Here is a 25,044-nt window from a genome sequence, read left to right on the forward strand (position 1 = left end):
CGTCGGCTATTGCGCCGGTAGCAGCAGCATCCTCGACGCGAGTCGGACGCGGGCCGTCGTCGGCCGGCCGTCGCGCACCGGCGGCGCAAACAGCTTCCGGCCGATCGGAGCCGACGCGCAGGGATCGCCACTTGGCGTTCCCTGGCGCACGACCTTGCAGCCGGACACCGCCCCCTCTGGCGTCACCGCCACCTCGATCACCTGGTCGACCAGGAACCTTGGCGCCTGCCCGACCTCCATGCGCTGCGAGGCGGCAGGATCCAGCGCCCATCTGACACCACGCATGCGATACGTAGCGCCCACCGCAACCCCATCCTGCCGCGCCGGTGAAAAGCGGGCGTTGCGCCGTGCCAGCGCGCAGGTCTGCTCATCGAGGATCGCCGACCCGCTCGACGTCATGACGGTGCAGCCCGCGACCCGGCCTTGCGCATCGATCGCCAGCAGCACAGAGACCCGACCCTCCTCGCCTCGACGCCGCGCTTCCGCCGGATAAGCATCGGACGGAAACCAGGAACCCTGATCCCCTATCGGCGCGGCGGGCACGAACCCCTTCTTCAATACGCGTGGGGACGCCACCTCGGCCGCCTTCTTCAGACGAGCGCCGATGACTTGCGGCGGCGCGGCCGGCTCCTGTCGCCGACCGTCGCGATATACCTGATAGCCGCGGACGGCGAGCATGGCCGCCACGATGGTGCCGGCGATGACGATCGCGGCGATGGCCAGAAGCACACCGATCATCAGCGACCTGTTGTCACCCGACAGGCGCCGGCGCGGGCGGGGCGGCGGCCGCGTGCCGGCATACAATATCGTCGGTGCTGCCGGCTCGTCTGCGTCGATCATGTGTCTTTGCCCTGTCCCGGAACCAGCTTATGGGGGCGGCATGTCCTCGTCCATCTCTCCGCTGGCCCCAGCCACCTTCCCCCACCTGCCCCCGATCGCGGGCGTCGTGCCGCACGTCGCGCGAGCCCGGTACAAGGCGTGGGACCGCTGCGACCTCACCTTCGTCGCGCTCGATCCGGGTACGTCGGTCGCGGGCGTGCTGACGCAGAGCAAATGTCCCTCGCCCGAGGTCGAATGGTGCCGCAAGGCGCTGACGCTGGGCCAGGCGCGCGCGTTGGTCGTCAACGCCGGCAATTCGAACGCCTTCACCGGCAACCGCGGCCGCACCGCGGTCGAGGCGATCGCGGCGCGCACCGCGCAGCATCTCGGCTGCCAACCCTCCGACGTCTTCGTCGCATCGACGGGCGTGATCGGGGTGCCGCTGCCGATCGACAAGGCAGAAGCCGGCCTGGACTTCGCGTTCGCCGCGGACGCCTGCGACTGGCAGGCGGCGGCCGAGACGATCGGCACGACGGACACTTATCCGAAGGGCGCGACGACGACCGCAATCGTCGAAGGCAGGACCGTGACCCTGGTCGGGATCATCAAGGGATCGGGCATGATCGCCCCCGACATGGCGACGATGCTGGGCTTCATCTTCACCGATGCCGCGGTCGACCCGGCGTTCCTGCAAGGCGGGCTAAGCGCGGCCAATGCCCGCACCTTCTCGTGCATCACCGTCGACGGCGACACCTCGACCAGCGACACGGTGCTGGCCTTCGCAACGGGCAAGGCCGGCAACACGCCGCTGGTCGACGCCGACAGCGACGGCGCCGACGCCTTCGCCGCGGCGCTCGCCGACCTCTGCCGCCAACTTGCCCTGCTGGTGGTGCGCGACGGCGAGGGCGCGCAGAAGCTCATCGAGATCACCGTCGAGGGCGCGGAAAGCGATGGCAGCGCGCGTCGCATCGCCATGTCGATCGCGAACTCTCCGCTGGTCAAGACGGCGATCGCGGGCGAGGACGCCAATTGGGGCCGCATCGTGATGGCGGTCGGCAAGGCGGGCGAGCCGGCGGAGCGCGACCGGCTGGCGATCCGCTTCGGGGCGACGCAGGTGGCCGAAGGCGGCCTCGCCGTCGAGGGCTATGACGAGGCGCCCGTCGCCGCGCATCTGAAGGGGCAGGAGATCGAAATCGGCGTCGACCTGGGTCTCGGCGATGGCCGCGCGACGGTGTGGACCTGCGACCTGACGCACGGCTACATCTCGATCAACGCCGACTATCGCAGCTGAGGACCGGCGCCGCCATGATCCACGACCACCACGACGCCGTCGTCGCGCTGATGCGCCGCGTCGGTGCGGATATCGTCATGCCGCATTTCCGCAATCTGTCGCCCGACCAGGTGATCGAGAAGGCGGCGGACGACCTCGTCACGGTCGCAGACCGCGCGAGCGAGGCCGCGCTGACCGAGGGATTGAGCGCGATCGACGCGCACGCCCGCGTCGTGGGCGAGGAAGCGGTGTCGGCCGACGCCTCGCTGCTGGAGGGGCTCGATCATGGCCGGGTCTGGATCGTCGATCCGATCGACGGCACCAACAATTATGCCAACGGTCGCACGCCGTTCGGCATCATGGTCGCGCTCGCCGACGATGGCGTGGTCGAGGCGGGCTGGATCCTCGACCCCGTCAGCGGACGGCTCGTCCACGCCGTTTCGGGCGGTGGTGCGTTCGTCGACGGCGTGCAGGTGACGGCGCATCGATCGTCGGGGCCGCAGCCGGTGGCGGGCGTGGCGAGCTATTTCCTGTCGGCCGAGGAACTGGCGGATATCGACGCGCGCGCGGCCGGCCGCTGGCAGATCGTCCCGATGCCCCGCTGCGCGGCGGAGCAATATCCCCGGCTGGTGCTCGGCGACAACGACGCCGCACTATTCCGTCGTACCCTGCCGTGGGACCACGCCGCCGGCAGTCTCTTCCTGCGCGAGGCGGGTGGCGTGGTCCGCCGGCTGGACGGCGCGGATTACCGGATCGGCGACGGCCGCAGCGGCATGATCGCAGCGGCGTCGGCGGACCTGTGGGAGCAGGCATTGGCGATCCTGGAGGGCTAGCGGTCGCGTAGCGGCACGCGTTCAGCCCGCCTGAAGCAGCCAGTGCCGTACGAGCCGCAAGATCTCACGCCAGAAGATACCGAGTACGCCGCCGAAGGCGACCCAGACGAGCACCTCGTGCAAACGTGTCCGGACGGGAGCCCAATCTTCGGAATCGTGCATAGGCGGAGGGGCTCCCTGTCTTATACATGTCGGATATCGACATACAAAGCTGCAGGAAAGGCTTTTTCTACAATTATCTCTGAGCAAACGGTTTTTGAAGAGACCCGCTCATGAATTCCGTCGACCGATTCGGCGCTACAAAGGGCATTGCCGATGCATGAAGGCCGAACGTGGAACGCGAATATTATCTTCTGATCGATAACCGGCGGATTCCACCAATATCAACAACTGCCGACAACCCGCGCAACATCAACGAAAAACCTGAAGTTCGGCAACTCCCATCCGGTCAGGGGCGCACAAAAACGGGGTGGGCGAACAATGTCGCGCCACCCCGCTCCATTTCACCTGGTCCTGACGAGGACGGCGCTCTTACGCCAGCTCGCCCTCCAGCCATGCCTTGATGCGGCCCTTCGGCTCGGCACCGACCTTGGTCGCCGCCGGGGCGCCGCCCTTGAACAGGATCATGGTCGGGATGCCGCGCACGCCGTAGCGGCCGGGCGCGTCGGGATTGTCGTCGATGTTGAGCTTGGCGATCGTCACCTTCTCACCCAGCTCTTCCGACAGTTCCTCGAGGCTCGGCCCGATCATCTTGCAGGGTCCGCACCATTCGGCCCAGAAATCGACCAGCACAGGCCCGTCGGCGTTGAGCACGTCGGACTGAAAGCTGGAATCGGTGATCGTCTTCGTCGCCATGAATAGTCTCCTTTGCGTCCCATCTAGGATGGCACGCGTGCCGGCTCAACCGCCCGAGCCCTAGCTTTGCTCCGCTCGATGCAAGCCCGGCTTCTGCGCGGCGAGCAGATCGGGCGGCAGGTCGAACAGGCGCGGGCCGGCGGTATAGAGCAATCCGGCCTCCACCCGCCGTCCCGGAAAGACGATCGCGAGCGCCGCCGCATAGGCGGCCATCTGCGCGAGATGGTAATGCGGCACGTCGGCGAGGGTGGTGGGCGGCCGGCGGCCCGTCTTGAAATCGACGACGCGGACCGCATCCTCGGTCACCAGGAGACGGTCGACCGTGCCCGACACGACGATCCCCCCGCCGATCGTCGCGGCGATCGGCGCCTCCGCCAGCGCATCGGGTCCGAACAGGTCGGCGAAACGCGGATCGTCGAGGATCGACAGCACGCAATCGACGATCTCGCCCCGCGCCGCCGAATCGACAAGACCGCCGGCGGTGGCGAGCCAGCGCTCGCCCGCTGCCGCCCGCGCGTGAGGGGCCACAGCCGGAAGCCGCTCGAACAGCGCATGGTACAGCCGCCCGCGCTCCGCCGCGGCGCGCATGGCAGGACCGGGCGGCGGGTCGCTGACTTCGTCCTCGCCGAGCGACGAGGGCGCGAGCGGGCGCGGCGGACGGCTTTCCTGCGGCGCCGGGCGACGGGCCCAGTCGGGAATGTCCGTGGGGGCTACCTCCTCGACCTTTGCTGCCGCACGCGGCCGTACCGGCGGCTGCGGATCGGTGCCGGCGAAGCTGCGGACGCCCTCCCCCTCGACGCCCAGCGCGGTAAAGGCGCGCTCGGCAGCGGCGTACCAGCTGGCGGCGGGCGGCACGCCCTTGGCCCGCGACCCCAGCGCGCCGCCGATCACCAGCCGCTCCTCCGCGCGGGTCGCAGCGACGTAGAACAGCCGCCAATGCTCCTCCAGCTCACGCCGCTCGAGCGTGGTGATCGCCTCGTCCAGCGGACCACCCCGCTCCGCCGACCGCGGGCGGAAGATCGGGATAGGCTGCGCGCCCGGCTCCGGCGTCCAGCGCACCAGCGTGCGCGGCGCCGCGGTCGGGTCGACGGTGGCGTCGGCGAGGATGACAAGCGGCGCCTGCAGGCCCTTGGCACCATGAGCGGTCATCACCCGCACCGCGTCGAGTGGCGCGGACGGGTCGCGGACGATTTCCACGTCGCCGCGATCGAACCAGTCGAGGAAACGCTGCAGCGATGGCGTGGACGTGGTCTCGAACAGCAGCGCGGCGTTCAGCAACTCCTCGATCGGGTCGCGCGCCTCCTCGCCGAGCCGGCGGATCAGCTTGCGCCGGCCGTCGAGCGGGCCGGACAGCAGCGCCTCGAGGAACTGATAGGGCGTGTCGATGTCGGCGCGGCCGAGCATGGCGCGCAGCGGCGCCAGCCGCGCTTCGGGTTGCGTATCGACGAGTCGCGACCACAGGCTGCCCGTCTCCCGCGGCGCGGCGGCCATCAGTTCGTCCTGGGTCCAGCCGATCAGCGGCGAGACGAGCAAGGCGGCGAGCGACAGGTCGTCGTCGGGTTGCAGCACGAAGCGGATCGCGGCCAGCAGGTCCTGCACCGCCAGCGGTGCGTTGAGCCGCAGCCGGTCGACGCCGGCCACCGGCACCCCCTCCGCATACAGCCGCGCAACGATCAGCGAGGCCAGGTCGCCACGCCGCTTGACGAGGATCATCACATCCTCGGGCCTGAGCGGCCTGCCCTTGCTTTCCAGCATCAGGCCCTGCTTCAGCCAGTCGCGCACGGCGCGGGCGATGCGCACCGCCTGCTCGCGTACCGCGTCGTCGATCCAGCCTTCCTCGTCCTCCTCGCTGCCGCCCGCGACGACGGGCGGCCACAGGTCGACGCGTCCCGGCCCGACCACCTCGCTGGCATGGCGCTCCAGGTCGCCGGCGATGCCGAGGCCCGGCTCGCCCAGCGTCGCCACCGCCGCGTCGACGAATTCGAGCACGGGCCGCGTCGAGCGGAAGGAATGGGTGAGCGACAATTGGTTGAACGGCAGGCCGCGCTCGTGCGCGGGCCAGTCGAGATCGCCCGCGACCGACGCGGCGCGCTGCGCGAAATGCCCCTCCGCCCAGCGGAAGTTGATCGGGTCCGTCCCCTGGAACCCAAAGATCGCCTGCTTGTAGTCGCCGACGGTGAACAGCGTACGCGTCGACGGGGCGAAGACGCCGCGGCCGACGAAAAATTCCGCCGCCAGCGCGGTGACGATCCGCCACTGGTTGAGGTTGGTGTCCTGCGCCTCGTCGATCAGCACGTGCTCCGTGCCTTGGTCGAGCTTGTAGCGCACCCACTCGCCGATGCCGGGCTGTTCGAGCAGGCGGACGGTGACCGCGATCAGGTCGTCGAAATCGACCGCGCCGATCCGCCGCTTCGCCGCCGCATAGGCACGGGCATAGTCGCGGCCGACCTCCAGCCCCGCGGCGAGCAGGTCGGCATAGGCAGCGCGGCTGGTCAGCGCCAGCAGGTCGAGGCAGTGCGCGCCGAGTTCCGCCGCCAGCGTCTCATAGTCCGGTTCGGCATCGACCAGCTTCTTCGACGCCTTGCGCGGTTCGTTCTTGCCGGTCAGTACCGTGCCGGCGAGATCCTCCAGCGTCAGTGCCCGGTTTTCGGGCGAGGCGGCGAGCCAGGCGTCGAACCGCGCCGCATGGCCGAGACCGGTCGCGGACGCCCAGGCGCGATTCGCCGCCGCGAGCCGCTCGATCACGTCGGTGTCGATGAGGTCGCAACCCGATGCCAGCGCCTCGCCGATGTCGCCCTGCGGCAGGTCGAGCGCGCGGCGCAGCCACGGCTGGATGCCGCTCGGCAGCGCTTCCAGCGCGGGCAGCGAGCGTGCGCAGGCGAGCAGGAAGCTTTCCGCGCCGCCCTCGCCCATCCGCAGCGACAGCGCGCCGATCGTTTCGATCGGGGCAAGACGCCCCTCGCGCTCCGCATCAGCGAGCAATTGCGCCAACGTCTCGCGCGCCAGCACCGCCTCCTCGCGCGCCTCCAGCGGACGGAAGCCGGGGGTCAGCGCGGCCTCGACCGGGAAGGCGGCGAGCAGGCTCTGGCAGAAGCCGTGGATCGTCTGGATGCGCAAGCCCCCGCCCGGCGCGTCGAGGACGCGCGCGAACAAGGTGCGGGCGCGTTCCTGCAAGTCGGGCGTGGCGCGCTCGCCGAGGGCGTCGAGATCGGCGGCGAGCTGCGGCGGCGCCATCCGCACCCAGGCGGCAAGACGGGTGTTGATCCGCTGCGCCATTTCCGCCGCGCCCGCCTTGGTGAAGGTCAGGCAGAGGATCGCCGAAGGATCGACGCCGCGCAGCAGCAGGCGAAAGACGCGCGCCGCCAGCACCTGCGTCTTGCCCGTCCCTGCCGAGGCGGAGAGCCAGACATGCGCCTCCGGATCGCTCGCGGCGGCCTGCGCGCCCTTCAGCCGGGGCAAGGTGGCGAGCGCGTCAGTCCCGGCCATACCATTCGTCCCGGCGCATCAATTGGTCGTATTCGGCATAGGGCGCGTATTCGGGGACGAGCTTGGCGGTGAACGGCTCCGCGCCGGTCAGCCACTTGCCCGCGGCCTCGACGAAATTGGCGACGGCGATGGCGGTGAAGTCGGCGGTCGCGATCCGGTCGCGCGCGGCGTCGGGATGGACCGGCGTGTCGATATAGCCGAACTGGTCGCGCTTCTTGCCGAGCGACCAATATTCGAACGCCGCGGCACGGCCCTTCACGTCCGCGAACCCGCCCCGCTCGACGATCGCGCCGAGCAGGCCGAGCTGGAGGCTGTAGCCGGCCCGGACGGCGGCGGCGGAGGGCGGCTTGCCCGTCTTATAGTCGACGATCGCGAGGCTGCCGTCGGACAACCGGTCGATCCGGTCGTAACGGCCGGTCAGCGTCACGCCCGCGATCTCGGTGCGGCCCGATCCTTCGGCACTCGCCACCTGCCGCCCCTCGGCCGCCTGCGCCGCCACCGCGCCGGCGATCCAGTCGATCGCCTCCATCAGACGCGGGCGCCACAGCGCGCGCATCATCGGATGCGTCCGCTCGTCGGCCAGCATCGCCTCGGCCCGGCGGACCAGCGCGTCCGGGGCACAGCCGTCCTGCTTCCACCATTCCTCCAGAATGCGATGCACCTCGGTGCCCCGCCAGGCGGCGGTCGGATCGGCATCGACCGGGTCGAGCGGCATCAGCGCCAGCACGCGCCGGGCGTAGAAGGCATAGGGGTCGGCCTTCAGCCGATCGATCTCGGTGACGGAGATCGTGCTCGGCCGCCGCGCGGCGGGGGGTATGGGCGCGGGCCGATCGGCGGGCGCGTGCTCGCCTGGCGCGTCGAGCGCATGGACCCAGCGCTCCAGATCGTGCGCGCGCACGAAGCGGTCGCCGGCCATCGCCTGCAGGCGCAACCAGAGTCGCGACGCCAGCGTCGGCCCCGCCGCGTCGCGGCGCGCCCGCGTGACGAGGGCCGCCGGCGCGCCGAGGGCCTGGCCGAATTCGTGCGCGGCGACGCCGACGGCATATTCGAGGCCCGGCAGCCCCAGCGCCGCGCGGATACGCGGCGCCAGCCACGGATCGGGCGCGGGCCGCCCGGGCCAGACGCCTTCGTTCAGGCCGCCCAGCACCATCAGATCGGCGGTCTGCAACCGCGCCTCGAGCAGGCCGTAGATCGCGATGCGCGGATGGTTGCGCCCGCTCGGCAGGCGTACCGCCACCTCGTCGAGCAACCCGCGCAGCAGCGGCGCCAGCCCGGCAGGATCGACGCGCGGAGGCCCGGCCGCGGCATCCGCCTCCAGATCGTCCATGAACTGTGCCGCGGCGCGGCCGGGCAAGCCGGCCCACAGGTCGTCGCCGCACAGGCCCTGCGCCGTCTCGCGCAGGCAGGCGAGCATCGTCGCCAGCGGTTGTGGCCCGTCATCGAACGTCCGCTCGATCGGCCGCAGCAGCTCGGACGCCTCCTGCCACCAGGCCGCCGCGCGCTTGCGTCCGCCGCGTTCGAGATGCGCCGCGATGCCGTCCAGACCGGGCGCCGGGCGCGGCCCCCGGAGCGCGCGATCGAGGCTGCGGACGCCGTCGAGCCATGCCAGCCGCCGCTCGCCGCTTCTGACCAGCGGATGCTTGAGCAGCGCGAGCAGGGCGAGCGGCGCGAACCGTTGCGCCGCAGCCTCCGCCAGCGCGAGCAGCAGCGTACCCGACGCATACAGTGACAGCGGCCGACCCGCCGAATCGTTGGCCGTGATGCCCCAGCGTTCGAGATGCGCGGCGACGCGGCGCGCCAGCGCGCGGTCCGGGGTGACGAAGGCGGCGGTTCGCCCTTCCTCTTCCAGCGCGCCACGCAACGCGATCGCGATCGCCTGCGCCTCCTCCGCCGGCGTCGCGAGTTCGGCGGCGGTGACGCCGGTCAGGCGGCGATCCTCCGCCTTCAGCGCGGTCCACTTGCCGGTGAAGGCGGCGGGTGCGAGCGCATTGGCGATCGCCCGCCCGCGCACGACGCCGGCGTCCGGGCCGGCGCTGCCCGGCCAGGGCGCGAACTCCGATCGGCCGACGCCCATCCGCTCCATCAGCTGCTTCATATGGAATTGCGGATGCGTTTCGATGGACCGACGGATGGCACCGGTGACCGCGTCGGGCGCATGCGGACCCAGCGCGTCCCATTCCTCGTCCGGCATGGCGAGGTCGAGCCCGGCGAACACCGTCATCCCCGCCGGCGCTTCCGCGACGCAGCGGAGCAGGCGGGCGACCGCGGGTGCGGGATCGGTGATGCCCGCCGCGCAGACGAAGCCGATCGGCGGCGCGTCACGCCAGCGCGCCTCCAGCCGGTCGAGCAGCATCCGGCGCCGCGTCGCCGCATCGATCATCCCCAGCCGCGCGAGTTCCGCGGGCCAGCGTTCGAGCACGACCGCAAAGGTCGACAGCGCGCGCTGCCAATGCTCGCTGAGCTCGGGCGCGAGATCGATGTCGCGCAACCGCGCCGGCGGCACTTCCTCGACCAACAGCTGGTCCAGCGTCTGGCAAAGGTCGCCGGCGAGCCGGACGGCCTCGGCAGCGTCGACGGGCTGGCCGGCACGCGCGCGTTCCTCCTGCACCAGTCGCGACAGGATCATCCGCCGCTGCATGGGCGCGACGGCGGGTGGCGGCGGCGCGGCATCGTCCACCGGGTCCAGCGCGGCGCCGACCGCCTCGCCCAGATCGGGGCTGCCCAGCGCCACCAGTCGCGGCAGCAGCAATCCCCCGCCGCTCGCCCGGACGAAGGCGTTGGTCACCGCCACGACGGCGCGGTTGTTCGGCAGCAGGACCAGCCCGCGCGCGAGCGCCATGCGATCGTCGCCGGCGCGTCGCAGCAGCCCCGCGACCAGCGTGTCGGCGAACGCCTTGTGCGACGGGATCGTGAACAGTCTGGGGCGGCGGCGCTCAGCCATCCGCGATCAGGACTTCCGTCTTGGCGATCGCCTGCGGGGTACCGACGTCGAACCACAATCCCTGGTGGACCTGACCGAAGGCGCGGCCCGCCTCGATCGCGCGGTTCCAGAACAGGTTGGTGGAAAAGGGGCCCTCCGGCCAGTCCGCGATGATCCGCGGGTGCAGGATCTGGACGCCGGTGTAGACGAAGGGTGCGGTGCCGCCCTCGCGACGACGCCCGACGATCTGCCCGTCGGCGGCGAGACGGAAGTCGCCCTGCCCCTTGTGGTTGTTGGCGCGGGCATAGGGAACCACCTGGAGCAGCGCGTCCATCTGCGCATCGTCCCAGCGCGCGGCGAGCAGCTTGAGCGCGTCGACCGGCCCATCGAGCCACAGATTGTCGCTATTGACGACGAGTATGGGATCGTCGCCGAGCAGATGCCGCGCCTGCACGAGGCCGCCGCCGGTCTCCATCAGCTGCGCGCGCTCGTCGGAGATCAGGATCTCGATATCGGCGTAGCGGTTGACGAGATGCGCTTCGAGCAGGTCGCCCAGATAATGGACGTTGACCACCGCGCGGCGGACACCCGCGGCGCGCAGGCGATCGAACACGTGGTCGATCAACGGCTTGCCCGCCACCTCCACCAGGGGCTTCGGGCGCGTCGCGGTGAGCGGGCGCATGCGCTTGCCGAGCCCCGCGGCCATGACCATCGCCGTTTCCGGCACGCGTCCGCCAGGCTCCGGACGCAGCGAGCGCAACCGCGTCATGCGGCGAGCACCAGCGGGTCGCCGCGCTTCTCCGGCGGCACGTTGGCGTCGAACCAGGCGGCGACGGGGCCGAGCACCGGCTGCGACAGGTCGCGCTCCAGATAGGCCCATACGCGGGGGCACAGGGTCGGGTAGCGCGGCTTGCCATCCCGCTTCCACAGGCGCGTGAAGATGCCGATGATCTTCGCGTTCCGCTGCGCGCCCAGCACGTGATAGGCGCGCAGGAACGCATCGTCCGCCCCGGTCGCGGCACGGTACCGCGCCAGCATCGCCTCCTCCAGCGAAGGCTCAACGTCGCGGCGCGCGTCCTGCAGCAGCGAGACGAGGTCGTAGGCCGGGTGGCCGGCGAGCGCATCCTGGAAGTCGAGCAGGCCGAGACGCCGCTCCGCCCCGACGAGCATCAGATTTTCTGCATGATAGTCGCGCAGCACGGTAACGGGCTCGGCGGCGAGCGCATGGTCGAACACCGCGTCCCACGCGGCGCGATAGCCGTCCAGATCCACGTCCAGCCCGACCGCGGGGCAATACCATTCGACGAACAGCGCGGCTTCGCGGTGCAGCACCGCGCGGTCGTACGGCTCCAGCCCCTCCGCCGGATGCCGGGCGAGGGCGACGAGCACATCGATCGCTGCCTCGTACAGGGGCAGCGCGCCCGTCGCATCCGCATCCGCCGCCTCGCGCAGCCGGTCGTCACCGAAATCCTCGAGCAGAACCAGGCCCTGGTCGAGGTCGACGGCGTGGATCGTCGGCGCCGCAAAACCATGGTCGCCGAGCCAGGCCGCGACGGAGAGGAAGGGCCGCGGGTCCTCGTGCGGGGGCGGCGCGTCCATCAGGATCGCGCGCCGTTCGCCGGCATGGACGCGGAAGTAGCGGCGGAACGACGCATCGCCCGCGAGCGGCACGATCGCACCTGCCCAGCCGTGACGTTCGAGGAAGGCGGGCGCGCCGCCCGGCGGAGTCATATCGGCCATCGCCGCTTCCATGACGCGGGCAGATCGGCTGTCAAGATTCGTCCGCCGTCCGGTGCCGCCGACAAGGTAAGCGCCAGCGCCTCGGGCCAGCGTCCGGCGGCGCGTTCGGGCCATTCGACGAGCAACGCGGAGTCGTAGAGCGCGTCATCCAGCCCCAGTTCCTCGATCTCCGCCGGATCGTCGATGCGGTAGAGATCGACGTGGAGGACCGGCAGGCGCACCTCCGGCGGAGCATAGGGCTGCACGATCGCGAAGCTCGGGCTCGGCGCTTCGCCTGGCAGGCCCAGCGCGGCGAGCAGCCCGCGCGCGATGCTGGTCTTGCCCATGCCGAGGTCGCCCGACAAGGCGATCACGTCCCCGGGTTCAAGAACGGCGGCGAGTTTCGCCCCGAACGCTTCGGTCGCGGCGGCATCCGGAAGGTGCACGACGTTCATGAGACGTCTTCATGGCAAGGACCTGCGCGGCGATGCTTCATCGCCGCGGCAACTCCACCGTCACCAGCGTCCCCTGCCCCGGCTCGGACACCAGCTCGATCGTGCCGCCATGCGCCTCGACGAACTGCCTTGCCAGCGGCAGGCCGAGGCCGAGCGCGCGCTCGCCCGTCGGCTGCATACCCGGTTCGGCGAACCGGTCGAAGGCATGCGCCACCGCCTGCGCGTCCATGCCATAGCCGTCGTCGGACACGACGATCCGCGCCCGCGTCGCATTGCCGTCGGCGTGCAGCAGGATGCGGCCGCCCTCCGGCGTCGACGCGACCGCATGGCGCAACAGATGCTCGACCACTTCCTTCAGCCGCTTCGGATCGCCCGTCACCCGGCCGGTCGAGCGCGCCAGCTCGACCGCAAAGTCGAGCTTGCGGCGCTTCGCCGCCGGCTGGATCGTCTCCGCCGCCTGCCGCGCGACCGCGGCGAGGTCGACGTCGACGCGCGCGATTTCCGCCTCGTCGCCGCCCTGCGTGAGGTCGAGCACGTCGTCGATCAGCAGCCCCAGCCGCTCGACCGAATCCAGGATCGCCTGGACATACTGATCTCCTTGCGGGGATAGGGCGCCGGCATAGCCGCCGTGCAGCATCTCCGCGAAGCCGCTGATCGAGGTCAGCGGCGTGCGCAACTCGTAGCTCATGTTCGCGACGAATTGCGTCTTCACCTTGTCCGCCGCCTCCAGAGCATTGGCGCGTTCGCGGAGCGCCTGTTCGGCACGGCGGCTGTCGGTGATGTCGAGCATCGTCAGCAGCGCATTGCCGTCCGGCAGGGGCACGGCGGCGAACTCGAAATGCCGCCCGTCGGCGAAGGCGACGCGCCCGCCGCGCTGCTGCCGTTCGGCGGTGGCGGAGCGGACCAGCTCGGGGATCAGCGCGGCGCGGTTGGGCGTCGCGAGACGGGAGGCCGCCGCCTCCGCGAAGGCATCGACGCGCGGGTGCGCGGCGAGGAACTCCTCCTCGAAGCCCCACACGGTGCGCATCCGGTTGTTCCACAGCTGCAGCTTGCCGTCGGCCGCGAACACTGCCAGCGCCTCGAACAGATTGTCGAAGGTCGCGGTGCGCACGCGCAGCAGCGTGTCGCGCGCGCTGGCCAGCTGCACCTGCTCGGTCCGATCCTCGAAGATGAGCAGCAGCCCGCCATCGGGCAGCGGCTGCGCGACGACGCGCAGGTGCACGCCGCCCGACAGATGCCAATTCTCCTCCGCCGCATCCTCGCCGGGGACGAACCATTGCCGCCGCTCCGCCTTCCAGCCGGGGAAATCCCGCACCTCCGGCAGGCGGCTCGCCTCGCGCATCCGTTCCAGCACGCGGTCGAATTCGGGCCGATCCGCAAGCCATTCCGCCCGCATCGCGAACATCCGTCGGAAGGGCTGGTTGCAGAAGACCAGACCGCGATCGGGTCCGAATTGCGCCACGCCCGCCGACAGGCGATCGAGCATCGCGCGCTGCGCCTCGGCGAACCTCTTTGCATCGGCCCGTGACTGTTCGAGGTCCTCGATATCGACCGCATAGCCCGCGACGCCGCCGGTCGGCAGAGGGATGTCGTGGACGTGGAAGGCACGCCGCTCGCCGCCGATCGTCGCGGGCAGCGTCGCCACCTGCGGGCGGCCCTCCTCGCGTGCCAGCCGCGCGCCCGCCTTCGGGCCGCCGCGTCCCGATCCCTCGACAAGCTCCAGCTCGCGGCCGACGACGTCGGCGGCATCCTTGCCTTCCACCGCGCGGACATAGGCACGGTTGACCATCGCGAGGCGGAAGTCCGGCGCGCGATACCACATCGGCAACGGCGCCGCCTCGATCAGTCCGGTCAGCGCGTCGAACGCCGCGGACAGCTCGTCGACCTCCGCGGAAAGGCGCGCGATCTCACCCTGCGTCTCGGTCGCGTCGAGCGTCCACAGCACGACCGCGCCGGTCGCGCCGAGATCGCCCGGCGCGCGTGCCCCGCGCACCGTGATGCTGCGGCCCGATCCTTGCGGATGCAGCGCGCGTACGAACGACCGCCCGGCACGCTGCGCGGCCTTGACGTCGTTCGCGAGCGCCGCCGCCTCATCCTCCGGCAGGCCGCCGTCCCCGGTCAGATCCTGAAGAAAGCGCGGCGCGCTCGCCAAGCCGAACCAGTCGACCAGGCGCGGCGGCATCTCGACACGCCCGTCGGCGCGCACCAGCATCGCCATCGCGGGGGATACCTGGCGCAAAGCCTCCCACTCGCGCACGCGCGCGACGGCCGCCGCGGCCTCTCCCCGCCAGCGCCAGCCGAGGTAGAGCGCATAGCCGCCGCCTGCGATCAGCAGCGCAAGCACCGCCCCCGCCACGACCGCCGCCATCACCGAAAGCTGGATCAACGCCTACCCCTCACGGTTCGCCTGTCGCGCCGCTTGTTTCGGCCAAGCTGTAGAACGGATTGCGGGAGGGCGGCAATGACCTGTCCCCGCGCCCGGCCCTTCCCAATGCCCCTGCCCCTGCCGCCGGTGCGAACGGGAATGCGGCGCATGACGAAAAGGGCGGCGCCTCGCGGCCCCGCCCCTTCCCGTTCCGATCGCAAGGACGATCAGTAGCGATAATGATCCGGCTTGAACGGCCCCTCGACGGGCACGCCGATGTACTTGGCCTGCTTGTCGGAAAGCTTCGACAGCTGCACGCCCAGCTTCTCCAGGTGCAGCGCCGCGACCTTCTCGTCGAGGTGCTTGGGCAGGACGTAGACTTCGTTCTTGTAGTTCTCGCCCTTGGTCCACAGCTCGATCTGCGCCAGCGTCTGGTTGGTGAACGACGCCGACATCACGAACGACGGGTGACCCGTGGCGCAGCCGAGGTTGACCAGGCGCCCCTTGGCGAGGACGATGATCTGCTTGCCGTCCGGGAATTCGACCAGGTCGGTGCCCGGCTTCACTTCGGTCCACTTGTAGTTGGACAGAGCGGCGATCTGGATCTCGCTGTCGAAGTGGCCGATGTTGCAGACGATCGCCATCGGCTTCATCGCCTTCATGTGATCGGCGGTGATGACGTCGGCATTGCCGGTCGCGGTGCAGAAGATGTCGGCGCGCTTGACCGCCTCGTCCATCGTCACGACTTCATAGCCCTCCATCGCCGCCTGCAGCGCGCAGATCGGATCGATCTCGGTCACGAGGACGCGGGCGCCGCCGTTGCGCAGCGAAGCCGCCGAGCCCTTGCCGACGTCGCCGAAGCCCGCGACGCAGGCGACCTTGCCGGCCAGCATCACGTCGGTCGCGCGACGGATCGCGTCGACCAGCGATTCCTTGCAGCCGTAGAGGTTGTCGAACTTCGACTTGGTCACCGAATCGTTCACGTTGATCGCCGGGAACGGCAGCTCGCCCTTCTTCGCGATCTCGTACAGGCGGTGGACGCCCGTGGTCGTCTCTTCCGACACGCCCTTCAGGTTCTTGACGGTCTGGGTCAGATAGCCCGGCTTCTTGGCGATGAACGCCTTGACCGAGCGCTGGAACTCGACTTCCTCCTCGTTCTCGGGCTCGCCGAACGTCTGGCCGGCCTCGAGCTTCGCACCCCACAGCGCGAACATCGTGGCGTCGCCGCCGTCGTCGAGGATGATGTTGGCGGTCTGGCCGTTACCGTCGTCCCAGTCGAAGATGTCGCCGACATAGTCCCAATATTCGGCCAGGCTCTCGCCCTTCACCGCGAAGACCGGAATGCCGGCGGCGGCGATGGCGGCGGCGGCATGATCCTGCGTCGAGAAGATGTTGCAGGTCGCCCAGCGCACATCGGCGCCAAGCGCGACCAAGGTCTCGATCAGCACCGCGGTCTGGATCGTCATGTGCAGCGAGCCGGTGATGCGCGCGCCCTTCAGGGGCTGCGACGCGCCGAATTCCTCGCGCAGCGCCATCAGGCCGGGCATTTCCGTCTCGGCGATCTTGATCTCGGCGCGGCCGAAGTCGGCGAGGCCGATGTCCTTGATGACGTAATCGTGGGTCTCGGTAGCGAGCGCGGTGGCCACGAGGATTCTCCTGAACGTGCGTTGTTCGGCGGGGCTCGTCCCCGTGCCGGATGCGCGCGCATGTACGTCGTCACGCCCGCGAGATCAAATATAAAGATATCTTTATATCTGATCGGCGGGGGTTCCTAGGCGGTGCCGGTGTCCGCCACGAGCAGCCGCGGATCGATCCCGGCCTTGGCGAAGGCGCCGGCCCAGCGCCGGTCCGCGGCCGTGCCGAACAGCAGCTCGTCGTCGCCCGCTACGTTGAACCACCCCGGTTGGGCGAGCTCGGCTTCCAGCTGCCCCGCGCCCCAGCCGGCATGGCCGAGCGCGACGAGATAGCGGCTGGGGCCACTGCCGTCGGCGATGGCGCGCAGGACGTCGATGGTGCTCGACATCGCCCAGCGGCCGGCGACGTCGACCGTGTCCTGCCCGCCCCAGTCGGTGGCATGCAGCACGAACCCGCGACGCGATTCGACGGGACCGCCGAAGTGGATCGGCACGTTCGGCGCGACGCCGTGATCGATATCGAACTGGTCGAGCAGGTCGTGCAGGCCGAGCCCGTCGATCGTCGCGCCGATCCCGATGCCCAATGCCCCCGCCGCGTCATGCGAGCACATCGCGATCACCGCATGGGCGAAACGCGGGTCCATCATGCCCGGCGTCGCCAGCAGGAACTGGCCGGTGAGAAACGCGAGATCCTTCATCGCCCTGCAACATAGGACGCGCAGGCGCGAAATCCCACGTTGAAATCTCGACCGCTTTGCCCGACCAGTCGCCGGTTCCCCTTTCCTCCTTATCGAAGAGGCCTGTCATGACCATCTCCGTCGGCGATACGATCCCGTCCATCCCGCTCGTCAAGGTCACGCCCGACGGGCCCGACACGGTCTCGTCCCAGGACTATTTCGCCGGTCGCACGATCGCACTGTTCGCGGTGCCGGGCGCCTTCACCCCGACCTGCTCGGCGCGCCACCTGCCCGGCTTCGTCGAGCACAAGGACGCGATCCTCGCCAAGGGCGTCGACGAAATCGCCTGCACCTCGGTCAACGACGCATTCGTGATGGCCGCCTGGTCGAAGACCGCGGGGGCGGAAGGCATCACGATGCTCGCCGACGGCAACGCCGCCTTCGCCGAGGCGCTGGGCCTGGCGATCGACGCGAGCAAGTTCGGCATGGGTACCCGCTCGGCACGCTATGCGATGCTGGTCGAGGACGGCGTCGTGAAGCAGCTGCACGTCGAGGCGCCGGGCGAATTCAAGGTGAGCAGCGCGGAGCATCTGCTGAGCGAAATGTGAGCGCAGCCTCCCGGCCTTCGTCAGGCCGGGCGGCAACCGGCAGGGAGGGCGTGGCCGAGCGCGGCGCCTGCCCCCTGCCCCCTGCCCCCGCCGCAACCCGACGCGGCGCCGCGCGCTACGGCCGCTTGCCGGGACGACACCCGCCGTCCGTCTTGCCAGCGTCACGGACCGCGCGTAACCATCCGGGATGTCAACCGCATCCCAGATCGTCTCCGAACTCGAGCGCCTCTATCGCGCCTCCGTCGACCGCCTGCAGGCCGCGCTCAACGCCTATCTCACCGATGGCACGCCGCCCTCGCCCGAAAGCCGTCACGACGGCAGCTTCGCCTATCCCGTCATCCGCCTGCATTATGCCGGGAACCTGAACCGGCCGACGCCGGCCCGTTCGTTCGGCCGTCTCGTCTCGCCCGGCACCTATACGATCAGCGTCACCAAGCCTGGCCTGTTCGCCGACTATCTGACCGAGCAGCTGACCCTGCTGATCGAGGATTACGACGTCACCGTGGAGGCGCTGCCGGGGCGACAGGAGATCCCGTTCCCCTACGTGCTCGATCCCGGCCATGCCCTCAGCCTCGACACGGTGTCGGCGACCGAATTGTCGCGGCATTTCCCGGCTACCGAGCTGTCGCATATCGGTGACGAGATCGCCGACGGCCTGTGGATCTCGGACGGCGACACGCGGCCGCTCGCGCTGTTCGACGCCTTGCGCACCGACTTCAGTCTGGCACGTCTGCGCCACTACATGGGCACGCCGGCGGAACATACGCAGCGGTTCGTCCTGTTCACCAATTATCACCGCTACGTCGACGAATTCGTCCGCTGGGGCGCGTCGCAACTCGGGGAAGGCTCGCGCTTCACCGCCCTGTCTGGCGCGGGCAACATCGTCATCACCAGCCCGAACGACATCGACAAGCTGGTGACCGACAGCGCGTGGCGCCGCCACCAGATGCCCGCCTATCACCTGATGGCGGCGGACGGCACCGGCATCACGCTGGTCAACATCGGCGTCGGCCCGTCCAACGCCAAGACGATCTGCGACCATCTCGCCGTGATGCGGCCGGAGGCGTGGCTGATGATCGGCCATTGCGGCGGCCTGCGCCCGTCGCAGCGCATCGGCGACTATGTTCTGGCACACGCCTATCTGCGGGACGATCACGTGCTCGACGACGTCCTGCCCCCCGAGATCCCCGTGCCCGCCATCGCCGAGGTGCAGCAGGCGCTCGCCAAGGCGTCGGAGATCATCTCCGGCCAGTCGGGCGAGGAGCTCAAGCGGCGCCTGCGCACCGGGACGATCGTCACCACCGACGACCGCAACTGGGAATTGCGCTACTCGGCCTCCGCGCTGCGCTTCTCGCTGAGCCGCGCGGTCGGCATCGACATGGAATCGGCGACGATCGCCGCGCAGGGCTATCGCTTCCGCGTGCCGTACGGCACGTTGCTCTGCGTCTCGGACAAGCCGCTGCACGGCGAGCTCAAGCTGCCGGGACAGGCGAACCGCTTCTACGAGCGGGCGATCAGCGAGCATATGCGGATCGGCATCGAAACGTGCGAGCAGCTGCGCCGCGAGGGCGATCGCCTGCACAGCCGCAAGCTGCGCGCGTTCGACGAGCCGCCCTTCCGGTAAGCCCTTCACGTACTTTGGTTTTTCGGCATGTCGCTGGCGCGGCCGGAAACCATGTGGCGATGATGCGTTACGGCTGCGAACCGAAACCCGTTTTCGCATCAGGGAGCCGCATCATGGCCGACGACACCGACACGCCGAAGACCGAGGCCGGCACGACCACTCCGCGCCGCCGCGCGCCGCGCAAGTCTAGCACGGCGCGTCCGACGAGCACGACCGCGAGCGAGGCCAAGCCGCGCCGCCGCACCGCCGCGAAGGCCGCCGCGCCCGCATCGACGGTCGACAAGGTCGAGAAGGCGGTCGAGGGTGCGGCCAAGGCGACCACGCGCCGCGTGCGCGCGACGGCTGCCAAGGCGGAGGGCGCGGTGGCGGAAGCGGCCAAAGGCGCCAAGGCGCGCGTCGCCAAGCCCCGCGCCGCGAAGCGTCCCACCCCCCGCCCGTCGCGGAAGACCGAAACCAAGGCGGCGCCGACGGGACTCGCCGGCAAGGTCGGCGGCACCTGGGGCGTCGCGGCGATCGGCGCCGGCGTCGCCGCCGCGGGTGCGGCGGCGGCCGCGGCACTCCTTTCGCTGCGCGGCAGCACGCCGAAGGCGGCGCCAAAGCGCGGCAAGGGCGCGCATACGCCTGACGGCCAGGACGCCTCAAAGTCGTTCGAAGCCGGAATCGCAGACGAGAACACGATACCGGAATAATGGCTGACGGAGGGGGACGGCGTCTTATGCCGGCCGCTGGGTTAGCGCGTCGTCGTCGCCCGTGCGCGACGCACGGACGCGGGTGTCATCGGGTCATCGCATAGTCGACCCAAACGGTGACCCGTACCGCTTGCTCCCCCGGTCGCACCGGTGCGCTGACGCGCGATCCGGTGACGACGATGTCGCTTGCCGCGTCGACGTCCGCGCTGCGCTCGCTGACGCGGACGACGCGCATCGTCTTCAGCCCAAATGCGTCGGCATAGTCGCGCGCACGCCGCTGCGCCTGCCGCACCGCCGCGTCGCGCGCCTGACCGGTCAGTCGTTCGGGGTCGGCGAAGGCGAAGGTCGGACCGTCGATCTCGCTTGCCCCCGCATCGCCGAGCGCATCGATCACGCGCGCCGCACGGTCGACCGGCACGCGCAGCGACAACCGGTTGCTCGCGCGATAGCCGATGACCGCGTCGCCCTCCTCCCCATCCTTGCCGCTGGGGTGTCGAGGCCGCACCGACAGGTCGCTCGTCTTCATCGCGGCATCCGCCACGCCGGCCGCATGCAGCGCCTGGACCAGTCGATCCGCCTTTGCGGCATTGGCCGCCAGCGCGGCCTTGCTGGTCGCGGCATCCGCCGACACCCCGACCGCCAGAATGGCGATGTCGGGAATCCCCTTCACCTCGCCCGTTGCGCTGACCTGCACCAGCGCCTCGCCCGGCGCGAGCAGCGGCACCGCCTGCTGCGCGCTGGCGGAGGCCGCCATGGCAACCGGGATCGCGAGCGAGGCCCAGCGTCTCACCATCCCTGCGGCTTGCCCTTGTTCTGCTTGTCGAGCCACGTCTTGAGCGGCGCGAAATATTCGATCATCGCCTTGCCGGACATTTCGCGGCTGCCGGTGAACGCCTGCAGCGCGTCCGGCCAGGGCTTCGACTGGCCCATGGCGAGCATCGCGTTCAGCTTTTCGCCGACCGCCTTGTTGCCGTAGAAGGAGCAGCGGTGCAGCGGCCCCTTCCAGCCAGCCTGCTGGCAGGCGGCCTTGTAGAACTGGAACTGCAGCACGCGCGCCAGGAAGTAGCGGGCATAGGGCACCGTCGCCGGAATGTGATATTTGGCGCCGGCGTCGAACTTGCTCTCGTCGCGCGCGACGGGGGGCACCACGCCCTGGTACTTCAGCCGCAGCGCATCCCAGCCCGCCTGATACTGGCCCTCGGGAATCTGGCCGGAGAAGACGCCCCAGCGCCATTTGTCGACGAGCAGGCCGAAGGGCAGGAACGCCACCTTGTCCATCGCCTGGCGCAGCAGCAGCCCGATATCCTTGTCCGCGCTCGGCACCTGCGCCGGCTGGAGCAACCCGATGTTGACGAGATAGTCCGGGGTGATCGACAGCGCGACGGTGTCGCCGATCGCCTCGTGGAACCCGTCATTGGCGCCACCCTTGTACAGGAACGGCTGCGCCTTGTAGGCGCGCTGATAGTAATTATGCCCCAGTTCGTGATGGATGGTGACGAAATCGTCCCCATTCACCTTGGTGCACATCTTGATCCGGATGTCGTCGACGCTGTCGATATCCCAGGCGCTGGCGTGGCAGATCACCTCGCGGTCGCGCGGCTTGACGATCTGCGAGCGCTGCCAGAAGGTCTCGGGCAGCGGCGCGAAACCGAGCGAGGAATAGAAAGCCTCGCCCTGCTTGACCATGCGCACCGGGTCGTAGCCCTTCGCCTTCAGCAATTCGCCCGTGTCATAGCCAAGGTCGCCCGCCCCCGGCGGCGCGACGAGGTCGTAGATATTGCCCCATTCCTGCGCCCACATGTTGCCCAGCAGGTCCGCGCGGATCGGCCCCGTCTTCGACTGGACGGCATCGCCATATTTGGCGTTGAGCTTCCAGCGCACATAGGTGTGCAGCGACGTGTACAGCGGCTCGACCTCCGCCCAGATCTTGTCGGTCAGCTGCGCGAACTGCTCGGGCGTCATGTCGTAGCCCGAACGCCACATCGCGCCGACGTCGGCGAAGCCCAGTTCCTTCGCGCCCGCGTTCGATATGGCGGTCATCCGCGCATAGTCCTTGCGCTGCGGCGCGCCGACGTTGTCGTTCCAGCTGACCCACATCTCCCGCAGCTTGGCGGGATCGCGCGTCGTGCCCATCGCCGCCTCGATGTCGGAGCCGTTGATCGGCTGGCCGCCCAGCGTCCCCTTGCCCTTGCCGTAGCGCGACGACATGCGCGTGGTGATCGTTGCCAGTTCGTCCGCGGCGCCGGGCGTCGTCGGCGCGGGAAGGCCGACGCCGTTCTTCAGCAGGTCGAGCTTGCGCTTCGTGTCGAAGGAGAGGCCCGGCGTACCGTTGAAGCGTGCCGCGCCCTTCGCCCATTCGACCGCCTTCTCCGTCATCTCCGCGCCCGACTTCGCCGCGAGGGCGTCCGTGTCGTCGGTGATGTAGGTGGCGTTGACCCAGGAGACGCGGCTGGCGTCGACCGACATGGCCGCCGCCTCTTTCTCGACCCCCGCGACCCAGGCGTCCGCCTCCGCGGCGGTCGGCTTGCCCTGCTGCTGGGCCAGCGCGGGCGACGCGACCAGCGCCACGGCGAGCGCGAGGGAGGATATGGCGGTGCGCAACATTGAAAGCCCCTTCGGTTCTATCGTTGCCGAAGGATGGCCGGGGCGAACCCCCGCGGTCAAGCCGCGAGGACGTCGGCGATGACCTCGCCCAGTTCCGGCTTCGTCACCGCGCTCATGTGGTTGCCGGGGATTTCGTGGAAGCGCGCATGCGGCATCGCCTCGGCCAGAGCGGCGCCCGATCCGTTGTCGTCGTCGTCGACGCCGGTTACGATCGCGGTCGGCACGGCGATGCCGCGCACCGTCTCGATCGGCGTATCGACGAAGGTTTCGAGGACGTTGAGCAACGCCACCGGATCGCCGCCGGTCGTCTTCAGGAACGCCTCCGTCAGCCATTCGGGCGTGCCGCGCGCGAAGCTGCCGAGGTTGGTCAGCACGCTGCGGAAATAGCTGCCGCGACCGGCGGTACGCAGGATGCCGTCGAGACCCATGCCAGCGATGATCGCCCGCCGCGGCGTCGCACCGTTGGCGAGCATCCGCATCGTCGTGCGGCCGCCCAGCGAATAGCCGCCGAGGTCGTAATCGGTCAGTCCCAGATACGCGACCAGCGCCAACCCGTCGCGCATCAGCGCGTCGGCCGGATAGGCGGCGGGATCGTGCGGTTTGTCACTCGCGCCATGCCCGCGCAGGTCGGGCATGATGACGCGAAAGCCCCGCGACGCGAGGCGCGCGGCGTGGCCGTATTTGATCCAATTGACCTCCGCGGTCGAGAAATAGCCGTGGATCAGCACCACCGGCCGCCCCTCCCCCATTTCCCGCCAGGCGATACGGGCGCCGTCGAAGCTGGCGAAGGTCTGGGGTTCGGTGGTGGTCGAGGTCACGCGCGGCGTCCCGTTTCGGCTGAAGGATATCAAGCCGCCCTAACGCGTCAGCGCGCCGCCGTCTGCCCCGCGAGTAAGCGCCCGAACGTATCCGGCTCGGGCGCTTCGGCCCAGCTCGGCACGTCGGCGGGGATCGTAACCCATCGCTGGCGATACGCGGTGAAGATGTGTGCAACGCAGACGAGCTCTTCCGATCGATCGAGCGTGCCCGCGCGGACCACCGCATAGCCGGGCCGCCGCGTGTTGGTATTGTATATGCGGGCGTGGCAGGTGCCGCACACCCGCTGCGTCGAAACGCGATCCTCGGTTACGTGCTCGTAGACGACAATCGGGCCGTCGACCGCCAGCGTCGACTCCGCGACGATCACGCTCTGGCTGAATGCGCTGCCCGTCCACCGCTGGCAGACGTGGCAGTGACAAGCATAGCTGCGTGGCAGGTCGTCGCGGGCGATCGTGTACCGGACCGCGCCGCACCGACAGCCGCCTGCGATCATTCCCCGTCGTCCTCCGCGCCGATCAGCGCACTGTCACCCTTCTTGAGGTGGCGCCGGCCGAGCAGCTCGGCGATCTGCACCGCGTTGAGTGCGGCGCCCTTGCGAAGATTGTCGCTGACGCACCAGAGAGACAGGCCGTTCTCGACCGTCGGGTCCTCGCGCACGCGGCTGACGAAGGTGGCATCGTCGCCGGCGCTTTCGATGGGCGTGACGTATCCGCCGTCCTCGTGCTTGTCGATCAGCATGATGCCCGGCGCCTCGCGCAGGATCGACTTCGCCTGCTCGGCGCTGATCTCGTCGGCGAATTCGATGTTGATCGCCTCCGAATGGCCGACGAACACCGGCACGCGTACGCAGGTGGCGGTGACCTTGATCTTCGGGTCGAGGATCTTCTTGGTCTCGACGACCATCTTCCACTCTTCCTTGGTCGAGCCGTCGTCGAGGAAGCTGTCGATGTGCGGAATGACGTTGAAGGCGATCTGCTTGGTGAACTTCTTGGGCTCCGCCGGATCGCCGACGAAGATGTTGCGGCTCTGCTCGAACAGTTCGTCCATGCCGACCTTGCCCGCGCCGGAGACCGACTGATAGGTCGCGACCACGACGCGCTTGATCGTCGCGGCGTCGTGCAACGGCTTCAGCGCGACGACCATCTGCGCCGTCGAGCAATTCGGATTGGCGATGATGTTCTTGGCCTTGTAGCCGTCGATCGCGGCGGCATTCACCTCCGGCACGATCAGCGGCACGTCGGGATCCATCCGGTACAGCGACGAATTGTCGATCACGGTGCAGCCGGCGGCGGCGAACTTGGGCGCATAGACCTTGGTCGCCTCGCTACCGATCGCGAACAGGGCGATGTCCCAGCCAGCGGGATCGAAATGCTCGATGTTCTTGACCGTCAGCTTCTTGCCGGTCTCGCCATAGTCGATGACGTCCCCCACCGATCGCGAGGAGGCAAGCACCGCGATCTCGTCCGCCGGAAACTCGCGCTCGGCGAGGATGTTGACCATCTCACGCCCGACATTGCCCGTCGCACCCGCGACGACGACCCGATACCCCATGACCTTCCTTCCGCATGCGAAGCGCGCCCGTAGCGTCATTGCGCCAAAGCGGGCAACACGTTTCCGTTTGATGCGCGGCGAAGCAGCGCTTTATCCGCCTGCGATCCAGCTTTGCC

General features: G+C 69.6%; 21 protein-coding genes. 5 read left to right on the forward strand and 16 right to left on the reverse strand.

Features of this window, described 5'->3' with window-relative positions:
• Positions 1–6: 6 nt before the first annotated feature.
• Positions 7–840: an energy transducer TonB gene (locus IQ292_RS15270; RefSeq protein ID WP_203311171.1), complete on the reverse strand. Its 834-nt coding sequence runs from the start codon at positions 838–840 to the stop codon at positions 7–9.
• Positions 841–880: 40 nt separating this feature from the next.
• Between IQ292_RS15270 and argJ the strand changes: the two genes are divergently transcribed.
• Both argJ and IQ292_RS15280 read left to right on the forward strand, forming a co-directional pair.
• A complete protein-coding gene (argJ, locus tag IQ292_RS15275; RefSeq protein ID WP_203311172.1) occupies positions 881–2,110 on the forward strand; it encodes a bifunctional glutamate N-acetyltransferase/amino-acid acetyltransferase ArgJ in 1,230 nt (409 codons plus the stop codon).
• A gap of 14 nt (positions 2,111–2,124) precedes the next feature.
• Positions 2,125–2,922 (forward strand): inositol monophosphatase family protein, encoded by a 798-nt coding sequence (locus IQ292_RS15280; protein ID WP_203311173.1) that lies wholly within the window; start codon positions 2,125–2,127, stop codon positions 2,920–2,922.
• A 21-nt stretch (positions 2,923–2,943) separates the two neighbouring features.
• Here IQ292_RS15280 and IQ292_RS15285 read toward each other — a convergent pair whose 3' ends face one another.
• The 10 genes from IQ292_RS15285 to IQ292_RS15330 form a co-directional block, all read right to left on the reverse strand.
• On the reverse strand, positions 2,944–3,084 hold the full coding sequence (locus IQ292_RS15285) for a hypothetical protein (protein ID WP_203311174.1): 141 nt from the start codon (positions 3,082–3,084) through the stop codon (positions 2,944–2,946).
• Positions 3,085–3,453: 369 nt separating this feature from the next.
• On the reverse strand, positions 3,454–3,777 hold the full coding sequence (gene trxA, locus IQ292_RS15290) for a thioredoxin TrxA (RefSeq protein WP_203311175.1): 324 nt from the start codon (positions 3,775–3,777) through the stop codon (positions 3,454–3,456).
• Between the two features lie 60 nt (positions 3,778–3,837).
• Entirely contained in the window at positions 3,838–7,263 is a 3,426-nt protein-coding gene (gene addA / locus IQ292_RS15295) for a double-strand break repair helicase AddA (protein ID WP_203311176.1), read from the reverse strand.
• Positions 7,250–10,204, reverse strand: coding sequence for a double-strand break repair protein AddB (gene addB, locus IQ292_RS15300; protein WP_203311177.1), 2,955 nt, complete (start codon positions 10,202–10,204; stop codon positions 7,250–7,252). The genes addA and addB overlap by 14 nt, the downstream gene beginning before the upstream one ends.
• Entirely contained in the window at positions 10,197–10,952 is a 756-nt protein-coding gene (locus IQ292_RS15305) for a nucleotidyltransferase family protein (RefSeq protein WP_203311178.1), read from the reverse strand. Before IQ292_RS15305 ends, addB begins: the two co-directional genes overlap by 8 nt.
• Entirely contained in the window at positions 10,949–11,914 is a 966-nt protein-coding gene (locus IQ292_RS15310) for an aminoglycoside phosphotransferase family protein (protein WP_203311286.1), read from the reverse strand. The genes IQ292_RS15305 and IQ292_RS15310 overlap by 4 nt, the downstream gene beginning before the upstream one ends.
• The gene (gene tsaE, locus IQ292_RS15315; RefSeq protein WP_203311179.1) at positions 11,911–12,357 is read right to left on the reverse strand and encodes a tRNA (adenosine(37)-N6)-threonylcarbamoyltransferase complex ATPase subunit type 1 TsaE; all 447 of its coding nucleotides are present in this window, start codon (positions 12,355–12,357) and stop codon (positions 11,911–11,913) included. Before tsaE ends, IQ292_RS15310 begins: the two co-directional genes overlap by 4 nt.
• A gap of 37 nt (positions 12,358–12,394) precedes the next feature.
• Positions 12,395–14,743, reverse strand: coding sequence for a PAS domain-containing sensor histidine kinase (locus tag IQ292_RS15320; protein ID WP_238941144.1), 2,349 nt, complete (start codon positions 14,741–14,743; stop codon positions 12,395–12,397).
• Positions 14,744–14,949: 206 nt separating this feature from the next.
• Positions 14,950–16,368, reverse strand: a complete 1,419-nt coding sequence (gene ahcY, locus IQ292_RS15325) for an adenosylhomocysteinase (RefSeq protein ID WP_203311180.1) — start codon at positions 16,366–16,368, stop codon at positions 14,950–14,952.
• 125 nt (positions 16,369–16,493) lie between these two features.
• Positions 16,494–17,054 (reverse strand): YqgE/AlgH family protein, encoded by a 561-nt coding sequence (locus tag IQ292_RS15330; RefSeq protein WP_203311181.1) that lies wholly within the window; start codon positions 17,052–17,054, stop codon positions 16,494–16,496.
• Between the two features lie 107 nt (positions 17,055–17,161).
• On the opposite strand from IQ292_RS15330, the gene IQ292_RS15335 reads away from it, so the two are divergent.
• From IQ292_RS15335 to IQ292_RS15345, 3 genes are all read left to right on the forward strand, one after another.
• A complete protein-coding gene (locus IQ292_RS15335) occupies positions 17,162–17,641 on the forward strand; it encodes a peroxiredoxin (RefSeq protein ID WP_203311182.1) in 480 nt (159 codons plus the stop codon).
• 187 nt (positions 17,642–17,828) lie between these two features.
• The gene (locus tag IQ292_RS15340) at positions 17,829–19,265 is read left to right on the forward strand and encodes an AMP nucleosidase (RefSeq protein WP_203311183.1); all 1,437 of its coding nucleotides are present in this window, start codon (positions 17,829–17,831) and stop codon (positions 19,263–19,265) included.
• A gap of 113 nt (positions 19,266–19,378) precedes the next feature.
• On the forward strand, positions 19,379–19,954 hold the full coding sequence (locus tag IQ292_RS15345; RefSeq protein ID WP_203311184.1) for a hypothetical protein: 576 nt from the start codon (positions 19,379–19,381) through the stop codon (positions 19,952–19,954).
• A gap of 85 nt (positions 19,955–20,039) precedes the next feature.
• Here the strand turns inward: IQ292_RS15345 and IQ292_RS15350 are convergent, their stop codons facing one another.
• From IQ292_RS15350 to IQ292_RS15370, 5 genes are all read right to left on the reverse strand, one after another.
• Positions 20,040–20,747, reverse strand: a complete 708-nt coding sequence (locus IQ292_RS15350) for an SIMPL domain-containing protein (RefSeq protein ID WP_203311185.1) — start codon at positions 20,745–20,747, stop codon at positions 20,040–20,042.
• Positions 20,741–22,558, reverse strand: a complete 1,818-nt coding sequence (locus IQ292_RS15355; RefSeq protein ID WP_203311186.1) for a M2 family metallopeptidase — start codon at positions 22,556–22,558, stop codon at positions 20,741–20,743. The genes IQ292_RS15350 and IQ292_RS15355 overlap by 7 nt, the downstream gene beginning before the upstream one ends.
• 56 nt (positions 22,559–22,614) lie before the next feature.
• Entirely contained in the window at positions 22,615–23,307 is a 693-nt protein-coding gene (locus IQ292_RS15360; RefSeq protein ID WP_203311288.1) for an alpha/beta fold hydrolase, read from the reverse strand.
• A gap of 116 nt (positions 23,308–23,423) precedes the next feature.
• On the reverse strand, positions 23,424–23,870 hold the full coding sequence (locus IQ292_RS15365) for a GFA family protein (protein WP_203311187.1): 447 nt from the start codon (positions 23,868–23,870) through the stop codon (positions 23,424–23,426).
• Positions 23,867–24,928 (reverse strand): aspartate-semialdehyde dehydrogenase, encoded by a 1,062-nt coding sequence (locus IQ292_RS15370; protein WP_203311188.1) that lies wholly within the window; start codon positions 24,926–24,928, stop codon positions 23,867–23,869. Before IQ292_RS15370 ends, IQ292_RS15365 begins: the two co-directional genes overlap by 4 nt.
• Positions 24,929–25,044: the final 116 nt, after the last annotated feature.

Source organism: Sphingomonas beigongshangi (assembly GCF_016820445.1).
GTDB classification, from domain to species: domain Bacteria; phylum Pseudomonadota; class Alphaproteobacteria; order Sphingomonadales; family Sphingomonadaceae; genus Sphingomonas; species Sphingomonas beigongshangi.